The sequence below is a fragment of the Colwellia sp. MT41 genome, assembly GCF_001444365.1.
Taxonomy (GTDB): domain Bacteria; phylum Pseudomonadota; class Gammaproteobacteria; order Enterobacterales; family Alteromonadaceae; genus Colwellia; species Colwellia marinimaniae.
Genome location: NZ_CP013145.1, coordinates 1,298,881 through 1,311,484, shown reverse-complemented (window position 1 = coordinate 1,311,484; position 12,604 = coordinate 1,298,881). Strand labels below are relative to the sequence as shown.

10 protein-coding genes are annotated in these 12,604 nt (G+C 38.7%); 2 read left to right on the top strand and 8 right to left on the bottom strand.

Translation table 11 applies throughout. The annotated features are described in order from the left end of the window. The first annotated feature begins 168 nt into the window (after positions 1-168). Entirely contained in the window at positions 169-1,401 is a 1,233-nt protein-coding gene (locus CMT41_RS05515; protein ID WP_058026592.1) for a M24 family metallopeptidase, read from the top strand. Positions 1,402-1,744: 343 nt separating this feature from the next. Here CMT41_RS05515 and CMT41_RS05510 read toward each other — a convergent pair whose 3' ends face one another. The 3 genes from CMT41_RS05510 to CMT41_RS05505 form a co-directional block, all read right to left on the bottom strand. Further along, positions 1,745-1,999 (bottom strand): hypothetical protein, encoded by a 255-nt coding sequence (locus CMT41_RS05510; RefSeq protein ID WP_058026591.1) that lies wholly within the window; start codon positions 1,997-1,999, stop codon positions 1,745-1,747. A gap of 193 nt (positions 2,000-2,192) precedes the next feature. Next, entirely contained in the window at positions 2,193-2,348 is a 156-nt protein-coding gene (locus CMT41_RS19330; protein ID WP_197410254.1) for a hypothetical protein, read from the bottom strand. Positions 2,349-2,470: 122 nt separating this feature from the next. Beyond that, positions 2,471-2,737, bottom strand: a complete 267-nt coding sequence (locus tag CMT41_RS05505; RefSeq protein WP_057180172.1) for a hypothetical protein — start codon at positions 2,735-2,737, stop codon at positions 2,471-2,473. A gap of 328 nt (positions 2,738-3,065) precedes the next feature. Here CMT41_RS05505 and CMT41_RS05500 point away from each other — a divergent pair, with 328 nt between their 5' ends. Continuing rightward, positions 3,066-4,976 (top strand): hypothetical protein, encoded by a 1,911-nt coding sequence (locus tag CMT41_RS05500; RefSeq protein ID WP_058026590.1) that lies wholly within the window; start codon positions 3,066-3,068, stop codon positions 4,974-4,976. Between the two features lie 377 nt (positions 4,977-5,353). Here the strand turns inward: CMT41_RS05500 and CMT41_RS05495 are convergent, their stop codons facing one another. The 5 genes from CMT41_RS05495 to CMT41_RS05475 all read right to left on the bottom strand — a co-directional run bounded on the left by CMT41_RS05495 (position 5,354) and on the right by CMT41_RS05475 (position 12,541). Continuing rightward, positions 5,354-7,825 (bottom strand): PKD domain-containing protein, encoded by a 2,472-nt coding sequence (locus CMT41_RS05495; protein ID WP_057180169.1) that lies wholly within the window; start codon positions 7,823-7,825, stop codon positions 5,354-5,356. A gap of 536 nt (positions 7,826-8,361) precedes the next feature. Continuing rightward, entirely contained in the window at positions 8,362-8,691 is a 330-nt protein-coding gene (locus tag CMT41_RS05490; RefSeq protein WP_057180168.1) for a VF530 family DNA-binding protein, read from the bottom strand. A gap of 422 nt (positions 8,692-9,113) precedes the next feature. Next, positions 9,114-10,064, bottom strand: coding sequence for an ornithine cyclodeaminase family protein (locus CMT41_RS05485; RefSeq protein ID WP_058026589.1), 951 nt, complete (start codon positions 10,062-10,064; stop codon positions 9,114-9,116). Positions 10,065-10,310: 246 nt separating this feature from the next. Continuing rightward, positions 10,311-11,405: a M24 family metallopeptidase gene (locus tag CMT41_RS05480; protein WP_058026588.1), complete on the bottom strand. Its 1,095-nt coding sequence runs from the start codon at positions 11,403-11,405 to the stop codon at positions 10,311-10,313. Between the two features lie 56 nt (positions 11,406-11,461). After that, entirely contained in the window at positions 11,462-12,541 is a 1,080-nt protein-coding gene (locus tag CMT41_RS05475) for a proline racemase family protein (RefSeq protein ID WP_058026587.1), read from the bottom strand. Between the last annotated feature and the right edge of the window lie 63 nt (positions 12,542-12,604).

The following is a 12,604-nucleotide window of genomic DNA, read 5'->3' as shown; positions in this document are numbered from 1 at the left end:
AAATATTAGCATGCAGTGTCAGCACGACCGAGAAATAGCCTAGATTAACACTTGTCTCAGTGAAAATATTGTATACAATATACCTATGAATTTATTACTGTGCCGCTCAGCGAAGTGCTGAGTAAACACACCTCACATAAAGTTAATTATTTTTGAAGGAAATATAATATGTCCATTGGTATTGGTGGCTCTACAGCTGAAATAGAATTAAATAAATTAACCGATATGACCACTGATATCACGCCTATCTCATTAGGTGAATATCAACAGCGTATTGCTAAAGCGCAACAGCTAATGCGTGCACAAAACATTAGCGCCTTATATATTAATGCTGGCACTAATTTAAGCTATTTTACTGGCACTGCTTGGTACTCATCTGAGCGCTTAGTCGGCGCAATATTACCTGCAGAAGGTAATTTAGTGTATATCGCCCCTTGGTTCGAAGTAAGTACACTATCTGGCTTTATGCAGATTGAGGCACAAGTCGCTAGCTGGCATGAACATGAGTCACCGTATCAACTTGTTATGGAGGTACTGAAGAAAAACAACTGTGCCCAAGGAACCCTTGCCATTGATGAATCAACAGCATTTTTCGCGGTTGATGGCATGATGAATGCTGCAAAAGATCAAAACATCTCGTTAACGTTCACTAGCAGTAAAAGTATCACCGCCGGTTGTAGAATGATCAAGTCTGCCAGCGAAATTGCCTTATTGCAACGCGCTAAAGACATGACTATGGTAGTACATCGCGCCGTAGCCAAAATATTAACCCTTGGCATCACTACCGCACAAGTCACTGACTTTATCAACAAAGCCCATATGAAATTAGGCGCCCCTAAGGGTTCATCTTTTTGTATTGTTTTATTTGGCCAAGATACCGCCTACCCACATGGGGTAAAAGAGCCTAAAAACCTCGATGCTAATGATATGGTGTTAATCGATACTGGCTGCTTAGTTCAGGGCTATAATTCGGATATAACCCGCAGTTATGTTTTTGGTGAAGCCAGTGAAAAACAACGTACGGTTTGGTTACATGAAAAAACAGCGCAAGCGCAGGGCTTTGCTGCGGCCAAAATAGCGTCCCCTTGTGAAACTGTCGATATTGCTGCTCGCAACTACCTTGAAACACAAGGTTATGGCCCAGATTATCAAGTACCAGGACTGCCACATCGTACTGGGCATGGCGTTGGTTTAGACATTCATGAATGGCCATATTTAGTCAGAGGTGATAAAACGCCATTAGCTGCTGGCATGTGTTTTTCTAATGAGCCTATGCTGTGTCTTTATGGTGAGTTTGGTGTGCGTTTAGAAGATCACTTCTACATGACTGAATCTGGACCAAAATGGTTTAGTGAGCCGGCTCACTCTATTGATGACCCTTTTGGCTATGAAGCTAACTAACCTTTAACGGCAACTATTCTCTGCTTGGCGTCGCTGTGACAACAGCGCCGCAACAAACCATTTAAATTAACTCTGAAGTACCTTTTACGGGCAAGGTACTCAGTAGTTAATTTGATAGTTTAATTAATGACTAATGTGAATAGGCTACAACCAATGAGATTTAAGTTTCCTAGGTAATATTCACTAATACCACAACGCGGTCATTAGGTGGTTGGCACTTAAAGCTAATTTGGATTAGATTTTGTATTAATAACGCCACAGCTCAGCTGCAAAAAAATTAGCAGCCATTTTGCCTGGAATTTTTTATTATCAGATTGCAGCGCCTTGTTCTGCACTGAATTACTTAAGTCATGACACCTGGGCGGTAGGGTTTATTGTCTCGAATCCCTTGTTGCGCCCGCTTCATATTCGAAAGCTTAACCTTTTTGGCTATTAAGCCTCGCTTTTCTGAGTAGCATTCAAACTCAACAGTAGCACCAACTTTTAAAAAAGCACAATTAACAAGATCGGCTTTACGTACTATTATATCTGGGCCGTTGCCGTTATCCAGAAATCCAGATTCTTTATCCCGGAACCATTTTTTGACTACAGTTTGCAATACAACACTCCTAATTTAACTTGCTTACTAAATTTATTAATTGCTAGTACCCCCCTGAAAAATGAGTAGATACACGATTCCACTAACTTACGCTCTCTATTGTTTTGGTTAAAAACATAACCCTATCAACATCCGTTCACTACTTGGATGTCGGCATAGTTGCACCTTTATGTGAGCACAGTAGACTACATAATTATAGGGATGTATTTTGATCATCCGCTAATAGTGGCTCATCTGATGGGAGTTCTTCACTAGCCTTTTCTAATTTTTTCAGGCGTTTTTCCTCTTTCTTTTTCTTCTTCGCGAGTTCCCTCTGCTTCTTCTCATAGTTGTAATTTGTTTTCGCCATTTGAATACTCTTGAATTAATTTAGGGGTGTATTTTATTGCTAATAATCTAGCTTTGCTAAGGGGCTGTTTTAGGGCTAGGCCCCACTTAAAATCGTCTCGCTTGAGCAAGTTGTAAACTTTTCTATAAATCTAAATTTCGTGTCAAAACTTCCGCTGATTTAATAATAAGCTTTGTACGATGAAGCTCCGGATGTTTTTCTTCGTCAGTGTACCCAACTGGATTGCCAGTTCCCGTATTAACAAACCAAGAGTTTTCAGGCCTGCGCTTACCTAACAGTTTCTTTAGCTCCTTCGGTGTAACACCCAACGCTTTCGCAGCAGCATTGTATGTGCAGCGAGTCTTAACTGTCTGCAGGTAATCAACTACCAAGGTGACTTTTTCTTTCATTACGATACGTCCTTAGAAAGTTAAGAGGCAACAATACCTTTTTACTAACACATCATCAATAGCTTATAAGTTTGTATTTTTTAATTATCCGTTGAAAGGCGAGGTTTTTCCTTATTTTTTAAGGAAATACTGTTATTTAATGCCAAGCACATTTTTATAATTAAACATTATAAAAAGTATGCAATTGTTGTTGATGATTTTCGTCCATTTAACCTGGTTAATTCAATGGATCGCAGCAACATACTGGCTAAATCTTATTTTTGAAAATTAAAGTATGTAGCGTTATTGCCGATATATATTTAACCTGGGGTTACGATTAAGGACAATCATGATTAATAAGGTATTAAACAGCCCATTTGACTTAAAAACATCCCTTGCCCTACCAGTCAATGAGCAATCCTATACACTCACCGATGAACTTAAAGATATTGCGCCAGAAATGGTGCCAGAACTCTTCAGCCAGTTTGATCAAGAAAGAGTGGCAAAATTACTTCATCAACAATTTACCGCACTCATCATGGTATCAAGTAGTTCGACAGTCTTGGGTTACCAATATTCAGACACAGAATTAGCCTTACGCACCGTGATAAGCAGTCAACAAGAAGGTTTACTCAACAATGAAAACAGCGATGAGCTAATGAAACGTTTGAATAAATCGGTAAAATACATTCACGGAGCTTACGCCAATACTAGTGATATACTAGCTAGTTTAGGGCAACTGGGTTACGAGCAAAAATCATTTTTAGCCTCAAGTGAACAGCGCGTTGAACGAGCACTGGGCTCTTATATGGAAAGCATCAATCGAACAGATAATGAAGATAACGATAACTACAGTTTTGAACTATCAGTAAAGACTAAGCAAGGCGATATTATCAATATCATCTTTAATTCATCGCAAGGATATGATGAAAGCACGGGGCAAACAGTCGATGGTTTTACTCTCAGCTATCAAGTTGAGGGTGACTTATCGGAAGCTGAACATCAGGCACTAACCGAGGTATTGGCGGGGATTGGACAAATGGCAGATGAATTTTTCAAAGTCAGCCAAAACTCATACAGTAACTATGTTCCAGCTGGTCAAGCCGATTTTAATCTAGATTTTTTGGCTGATTTTAATCATCAACAGTTATCGGGTTTTGATGTGTCTTTTTCGACTACTGAAAATCAACAATTTGGCTCCTCAGAAAATAATCTCGATCTAAGTTACCACATCGATCAGGAGTCAAACCAACAAGCGCTTATATTTAACTCTCAAGCGGGAATTAATGAAATAGATTTCTCCTTAGATATGTCTACTTTTGGCGGTAAAGACGTAAAGCAAATGCAGCAATACCTAGCCACCTTAGATAAAAACCTCGAAGATAGCCGTTACCATAGTAAAGGTGACAATAAAACCTCAGCATTTGGTAAAAAAGACGATTTAAAAATGCAACAAGGCTTTGCTATTTTTAAAGGCGCTTTTGCTAGTATGTCATCGGCAGCGCAGCGTTATAGTAATATAGAGTCAGTCGCTGCTCAACAATTCACTGATGGCCGAGCAATGGTCGCAGAATTAGTCGATAACATGATCAGCAATGATCCTCGCTATCAAGGGCTTGGCAGCGAAACAAAGAATAGCTTGGGTGCTGGGATTTCTAAATTAGCAGATTTTGACGCGAAATTTTCATTTTCGAAAGAGCCACCAGGCCGAGGTCTACGCCCTAAAATCAGTATTGAGTTAGCGCAAGTAACTCAGCAACACAAATCAGGAAAATTAACGGGGATAAGCCAAAGTAAAACGCTAGCTACTCATTTCGATTATCAGCTTACTCGGCCTGATTACTATGACAAAACAGAAAGCTACAACATTGCTACTGCCGTCAAAAATCAAGCATTGCTTGGACTTGATCAACAACACCAAGTGGATGTTAGTAAAGAAACTTATCAATTTAACCCTAAAACCAATCAATATGAACTGCAAATGGCATTTAATGAAAATATTGAGAATGAGAGCAACATTCGTCTAATTAATGATATTTGGCTTGAAAACACCGAAAGTAGCCATACTATGGATAAAAAAGAGCGTATCGCTAACGAAGGATCACCTGAAGATTTTAAGCGAACAAACCACCATTCTCATAAAAAACTCATGACGTTAATTGGTGATTTAGATAAGTTAGCCGAAAATAAACACCTTAAACGTCAGTATCTTACTGCATTGGATGAGGTGAATTTTTTTATGGATAGTAATACTAAATAAGCGCTAACTTCCCTTGTTAGTGATTAGAAAGCATAAGGTAATTATTAATGCTAACGTCGGCAATTACCACAAAACCGACCTAATTTAGAGGTGAATTTACTACAATAAATAGTCTGCTTCGCCACCATTGCGGTCGCTCACGTATTTGTATTGGCATGACTTCAAAAGTCCGCATTGCAGACACTAGGGGCTGTTATGCTAACGTCAGCTTCACTAATAAAGCAGACGTTAGCTATCGGTCGTTCTTTAGAACTTCTGCTCGCTAGAAGCTGACATCATATGTAGCACTTTTCCGTAACCAAGATTAGTTGCTATGACTATTAAAAATATAAAGCCAAGTCATTTTTAAATGACTTGGCTATTTTAGTTTAAATAACTTATTGGTTAATTTTTACTGGGTGGTCAGCTAATTTATGGAAAACTCTAGGACTGAAGTCAATCTCGTTAATTCCTCCATCATATAAGTCAGCCCAAAAAAAATGATGCTTATGTAATATCCCTATTTTTTCCTCTTCTAAGGTTATTAACTCCCATGTTCTTTCATGATATTTGACCCAGTAAATACCATCATCTTCTCGATGATCCTCATCACTATCAGAAGTGTCTTTATGCATAATTCTAGAAATAACTAGATTACCATCACGAATCTCCCAACGACCATACTGCCGATAAACTTCATCTTCGGTTATTTGTCCGTCATTATTATCATCATTAGTTGAAATCGTATTAGCATCGCCATTTTCCAATAACTCCCAGTAGAAATGGTTTAATGGTTCTGTTTCAGGGTAAGCCCATATTCCGGTGACTTGACTAGCCTCCCAAACTAATTCAGTAGTCACTATTTTCCCATGGCTTACTTTGTTTTTTTCTGGGCTTGTTATTGATTCAAGTGCGAATTGGTCTAAGCCATCATTAGCTTCAATTTTTGTGTAAGATGATATTGTTTGTACTTGTTCACTATCGGTTTGATAGATTTTTAAGTAACCATCAGTTAATACCCATGCTATTGATTGCTCTAAAATACTTGCATATCCAGTACCATCGCTATACAAAGAGAATTTGTCAATTTTCACCGTTACTGTATCAGTACCACTGTTCGTCTCTTGCTCCACTACAGGTAGGTAAGCTATAGTTGCCCCGACATTTGTTATAGGTAGTTCAACACCGCTCATTAAGCCATATGATATTTCAGCGTTGCTTTCCATCTGATCGTCTAAGTTAAAGCTAGGATTATTGACTTTATCATCTTCTAAAAATACGATTTTATCGATTGATTCAACAAAAAGACCTAATTTATTTTCATTTAACGTTAATACTGTCAAATGAAATGATTCAGGATACCGCATCGCTTGAAATTGTCTTGTATTTCCTTCGTTTGATGTAGCGTTAACGTAAGTATATGTGCCTTCTTGGTTAATAAAACTAGCATTAATCAAGTTACTTGTTTGAGTCCAAGTGAACGTATTTCCCTTTAACTCACCCGTACCGTCATTATTAAAATAATAAATAGGATTATCAGTCAAAGCACGGGAGTTAAGTTCATAGAAATAAATTTTTTCTGGAACAATAAACTCAATTGCCTCAATCAGCTTATCATCAGCCATCATCTCAGATTGAGCTTGCGTAAACTCTTCCGTTCCTGACACTAAAGCAACATACTGTCGGCTTAGTTCTTCATTCAAAACCAGCTGCAAAGTATTTTCAACACCCTCTGGCAAGGACAGTTCTGGATTGTCGATAGACTTATCGATTGCAACTTTAATAGCTGTTGCTAAGTGAATAACATCGGCGATATCTAGCGCTTTAGATAAGGCATTAAATATTTCCGGAGTAGAAACTTCAATTCCTTTATTGGCTTTTGTAATTAAGGCGTAGTGAGCCGTAGTAATATTGGTAACATTAGTTGCAAAATTTTCATCAGAGGTCAGAACCCCATCACTAGCGGCTTGTTCAATAATATCTTGGGTAGAGCCTAAAATAGAAACCAATTTAGCATTGATTTGATTGGCTACGCCTTGAGAAATTATCTTAACCAGTTTATTTTCATCAGAATTATCTATTTTAATGTCAACTGAATATTCACCGTTTTCATCAGTGATAGGGGTAACAGGTAATTGTAACTCACCAATATAAATAGACGTAGCAGCATTGATAATAGGTGAGTCAGTCACAAATCCATTGATAGTTAATGGAGTGTAAATCTGTGATATATCAAGGCTAGTAACAGCTGTTGCCATGTCACCATCAGTATCAGTTATAGTTAAAGATAAAGATAATTGAACATCATCAAAAATATTGGAAGGTGTGACAGTTAAATTACCACTCTCATCTTCAGATATTCCTATATTATCGTTATTATCAAAGCTCCATGCGTAATCGACTATTTCATCTGAAAAGCTATTAATTATCGGAGATATAACAATAGAACTAATTTCATCCACAGAATAGCTATCAGCTAATGCAAGTGTAGGGACTATATTATTAACAGTAATAGTTGCATTGCCTGTCGCACTTAAACCTCCGTCATCAACGACGATTAAATTAATGCTAAAAGAATCAATGTCAACACTGATGCTAGGTGCTGTAAAGCTAATGGTAGAAGAAGTCTCACCTGAAAGTTCAATAGGGTATTTGCTATTTATATTCCATAGATAGGATGCAATTGAACCATCATCAGTTACAGAAGCTGTTAAGGTTATTAGAGCATTTTCGTTTACAGTAATGTTATCGATGGAGACTGTTGGTGCTTTATTTACTGCTTGAATTTCGTTTTGTTTATCACTACCACCACATGCCGAAATAGCAGAGGTTAACATAGATAAAATAAATAGTTTTTTCATTAAAATCATAGACTAAACCACTTTAATTATTTAAGGGTTAATCATATAAGATTATATTTCCACTATCAATAAAATAAGCAACAAATGATTTTTAAGCTGATATCTAGCTACCAAGGACTATCTCGTATCTAAGTGATCCATTGGAGGGGTGATTTTGAGCAACGATTAACGATTTGCTAGCTTCCGCTAAGCGCACCAAGTTGCCATTAAACCTATGGAGGTTTGTGCCCCAAAGCACCGTAGAAGTATGAAATAGGCACATGATCTAAACATCCAATATAGGTTTATTCAGACTGAAAGGACTATAATGCGCACTTTGAAGTCATCCCAATGCAACTTCGCGACTGACGGCAATGGTGGCTTAGTTCACATAGAGGCTAAATGACTTATTGGTAAAAAGTCATCATCAAAAGCTTAAAGTTTTATCTATGGGGAACGTCAGCTATCGGGAAACTGCTAGAGGAATGTGATTGTTAAGCCATGTCCGCTGTAGATCAAAACATACTAAAATTTTCAAATATTAATGTCTTCAGTGTGGCATAAATCTATTTTTTTTTCGATGTTGGCCAAACAAAGGCAGCGGGCTTGGTGGAAGTCGTTTCTGCTACTGCTGTATTCTGGGCGAGTATCCCCCTGATTAATTTCCCCGTTTCTTTATGCTTACTACAAAATGTTTTTAGGTATAAAATTTCAACTCTACTGCGTGCCCAAGGGGTTGTACGCAGAAATTTCAAACTTGATTTAAGACGCGGTTTATTGGTGAAACAACGAATATTAAGTAACTCACCCATCTTATCCCAACCAATTTTTTTCTCCAGTTCAATTAGAATCTGTTCAAGTTTCACGCCGTGTAGCGGGTCATTACTTTTATTCATAATCTACCTAAAATCAAAAATAGCATTGTAACAAGTTTCCTAAATATTGACAGACTTATGCGTTTAACTCACGTAAAAATGCACCAATAACTTTATGGAAAAGCTAATATCCTCAGTGATAATATTGGTAAAATCTAATAGAAATAATGTCACTTAACTCCCTTAGCCGCACAATTTCTAACTAAGTATAAATTTTATGCATTAACAGTCGATTAATATAAAGCAGTACATTGACCAAAACCGTTGACGGCCCTCCCCCTCCCTACTATTGAGATAATCCCATGACTTAGGTTACTCACATAAGTTAACAGCATAATTTTTTAAAACAAAAAGGCGCGACCTCTAATCAAGGTGGCGCCTTCTTACATAGTATTACTAGCATTAAAAACAATACTAGTAAAATAGCTACATGGTTTAATAAACTAGTCTGCTAATTTCTCTACCACGCGATGTGCGGCAACTAAGTCACTTATAGCCGTACCGACTGACTTAAACAGTGTTATTTCATCTGCTGATTGTCTTAATATCTTTGGCTCTTTACACATATCAGCCAATTCACCAACAATGTCTTCTTTATTAAAGACACCTTCTGCCATAGGTATCAGTAATTCACCGGCTTCATTTAAGGTATTGGTTAAGCTATCAACAAAGACGCGCGCGCGCGTTACCGTTGCTGTATCGCACTCACGCGCATCAGTCATGTGATTACCTAAACAATCGATATGTGTGCCAGCACTAACAAGATTGCCATCAAATAATGGCGTTTTAGCGCCTGTGGCGCAGCAAATGATATCAGCACTCGCTACTTCCATATCAACATCAACACTGGCGGTAAAAGTAACGCCTGGATAAAGCGCACTAAATTTGCCAAGCAAGTCATTCACTTTTGCGCTATTACGTCCCCAAAGGGTTACTTGCTTAATATCTCGCACAGTCAAATGCGCCTTGATTAAATAACTCGCTAAGTTGCCAGTACCAAATAACATTAAATGTCGACTGTTTTCTCTAGAAAGTAGCTGGCTAGCTAAGGCAGAAATTGCCGCGGTGCGCCAATAAGTAACACTGGTGCCATCAACAAGCGCCAGCGGCTCACCTGTTTGGCGTTTGAATAACATGATTTTAGAAAACAAGCCCGGTAAGTCATGTTTCTCTGCATTATTTGGGAAATAGGTGAACATTTTATTACCAATAACTTTTTCATTCCATGAGGGTAATAAGGCAAATGCATCATGATTATCACTTTCTTCTGGCGCGAGCGCATGAACCTGACGTTGAGGCATGCTAAATGGACGACTGAAACTATGTTTAAGTAAGGGAATCAATTCGTTAAAATTTAGATGTTGGTGAACTTGTTCTGCGCTAATAATTTTCATGGTGATCTCGTATGCTCTGTTAATGCTTTAAAAAAATGATTCTGTCGTTACCCTGAACTCGGGATTAGCTGTAAACGTCATCTTCGATGTTTCTGATCGAAGATGCACAGCCACTTAGACACTGGCTCCAGGACAATAAGCTCCATGCATTGTCTAATAAGTGCCATCCATGGCACGTCCGATAAAAACACCACGGGGCTGGCGAATCTGAGCCATATGCATAGGCACGTGCAATAATTTATGGTGCTACAGCTCAATCAGGCCTCTAGGTGACTTGGTAAGAATTTTTAAACCATCGTCAGTTAATACCACATCATCTTCAATGCGCACACCACCCCAACCAGGAATATAAATACCTGGCTCTATGGTAATAACGCAACCCTTTTCAATGGCTATATGGCAATCAGGGCCGATAAAAGGTTGCTCATGTAAAACTAAACCGACGCCATGGCCTAAGCCCTCACCGACGTATTCTTTATATTCACTGTTAAGTAATATATTGGCCGATTGCTGATAAAGATGACTACCTAAGACGCCGGAAACTACTTCATCAATTGCCGCTTGTTGCGCGGATTGTACTAGTTGATAGACATGTTTTTGTTCTGCGCTCGCCTGACCAAACACAAAAGTACGTGTCATATCAGAGCGATAACCGTTAACTACAGCACCAAAGTCAATTAAGATGAGATCGCCAAATTTTAATTGTCTATCTCCTGGTACACCATGGGGCAAAGCACTACGCTCACCAAATAATAAAATGGTGGCAAAAGACACTTGCTCTGAGCCAAGTAACGCCATTTGATGATCAAGTTCAATGGCCAATTCACGCTCGGTAACGCCAACTTTAACCGAGTTAAGCATGGTTGCTAGTGCCGTATCGGCTATTTTAGCGGCTTGCTGCATGAACGCTATTTCACTGCTCGATTTGATAAATCGTAATTCTTCAACCGCGCCACTTAACGGCGATATTTGGCTCAGTTTAGTTAATTGATTGACCTGCTGATGAATTTCTTGCCATTGCATCACGCTAATATGGTCACTTTCAAATGAGAGGCTCTGACAATCATCTTGGAAGAGCAGATCTTCAATTAATGACGCTAAGCTTTGATTGGCTCTATCGCGGCAAATGACCTTAAAGTCGCTTGCTTCTACTTTAGCTTGCTCAAAATAACGGTAATCGGTCAGTAAATAATTCCCCTTACTGGTTAATAATAGGGTTGCCGCATGGCCGGTAAAGGTAGAAAGGTAGCTGATATTAATATCACTAAAGATCAGCATGGCACTGTAAGGCTTGTTCAGTACTTTATCTCGTAATTTACCTAGTGATGTAGTTAAGTTCATAATAATCCTCAAAATTTAGACTGTACTTTTTATTTACTCTATTTTTAAACTATCGCTTATCTTAATAAAAAACCATATTTCAATGGATCTTGTGCATTAATAAGCCACTGCGCTTTACCACAAATATAGGCGTCACCGGTTACCTCAGGAATCACCGCGGTAAAACCAGCAAAGGTGAGCGTCTCAATAACACGGACACTAAATGAGCTGGCTAAAATACTTTCAATGGTAATGGCTTCATTTACCGCGACTTGCTGATTAGCATGATGTAAGGCGATGCGACCACTAACACCGCTACCTGTAGGGCTTCGGTCTAATTCACCATCAGCAAAGATACAAACATTGCGAGAATGCACCCCAGCATTCGGTGAGTCATCAATAAAAATAACGCCATATAAAAAGCTCAGTTCAGCGGTTGTTGGATGATTAATGGCTAACTCTGGCGCTGACGATTCAATAATGGCTTGTTTAATTTTCTGGCCATAATCAATGAGCTTTTCTTGCTGCTCAGGAACAAGTGATAAACCCAGGGGGGCTGCCTGCACATAAGCATAAAAAGCGCCGCCGTAGGCAATATCAAACTGAACCATGCCAATACCATCAACCTCTATTTGTTGATTTTTGGCATAAACAAATGAAGGTACACATTGAAAACTTACTTTTTTTACCACATCATTTTCACTGTAAGCTAATGCATGAATCTGACCACAAGGTACATCGATAATAACCTTAGTGACATCACCTGTTCTGGCAACTACGCCAGACTCTACCGCGGTTTTGGTTAACGCTATAACCGCATGGCCACACATGGTGCTATAACCTTCGTTATGAATAAAAATCGCACCAAAATGGCTATCTTCTCGCTCGGCATCGGTGATAATGGCGCCATACATATCCGCATGACCGCGTGGTTCAAACATTAATGCTCGGCGCAATTCATCATAGTTTTCTTTGCAATCATCTCTTTTCGCTAAGATAGTGTCGCCTTTGAGGGCCGGAAAACCGCTAGTAACAATACGTAATGGCTCACCGCCGGTATGACACTCAAGGGTGTTAATGGTTAAAAAACTTTCTTGCTCACTTTTAGATTGCCACTGCTCAAATTTTTCAGCCGCTTGTGCGATGTTCTTGGTCATTGCTTGTACTCTTTAAATATCTATTTGCTTGTCTTGATTTTACTAGCGGCTGTTAATCTTTCG

Excerpts from the sequence above, each read along its gene's own strand:
- CMT41_RS05515 (WP_058026592.1), top strand. The coding sequence starts at position 169 with ATGTCCATTGGTATTGGTGGCTCTACAGCTGAAATAGAATTAAATAAA.
- CMT41_RS05475 (WP_058026587.1), bottom strand. The coding sequence starts at position 12,541 with ATGACCAAGAACATCGCACAAGCGGCTGAAAAATTTGAGCAGTGGCAA.
- CMT41_RS05505 (WP_057180172.1), bottom strand. The coding sequence starts at position 2,737 with ATGAAAGAAAAAGTCACCTTGGTAGTTGATTACCTGCAGACAGTTAAG.
- CMT41_RS05495 (WP_057180169.1), bottom strand. The coding sequence starts at position 7,825 with ATGATTTTAATGAAAAAACTATTTATTTTATCTATGTTAACCTCTGCT.
- CMT41_RS19330 (WP_197410254.1), bottom strand. The coding sequence starts at position 2,348 with ATGGCGAAAACAAATTACAACTATGAGAAGAAGCAGAGGGAACTCGCG.
- CMT41_RS05500 (WP_058026590.1), top strand. The coding sequence starts at position 3,066 with ATGATTAATAAGGTATTAAACAGCCCATTTGACTTAAAAACATCCCTT.
- CMT41_RS05490 (WP_057180168.1), bottom strand. The coding sequence starts at position 8,691 with ATGAATAAAAGTAATGACCCGCTACACGGCGTGAAACTTGAACAGATT.
- CMT41_RS05485 (WP_058026589.1), bottom strand. The coding sequence starts at position 10,064 with ATGAAAATTATTAGCGCAGAACAAGTTCACCAACATCTAAATTTTAAC.
- CMT41_RS05480 (WP_058026588.1), bottom strand. The coding sequence starts at position 11,405 with ATGAACTTAACTACATCACTAGGTAAATTACGAGATAAAGTACTGAAC.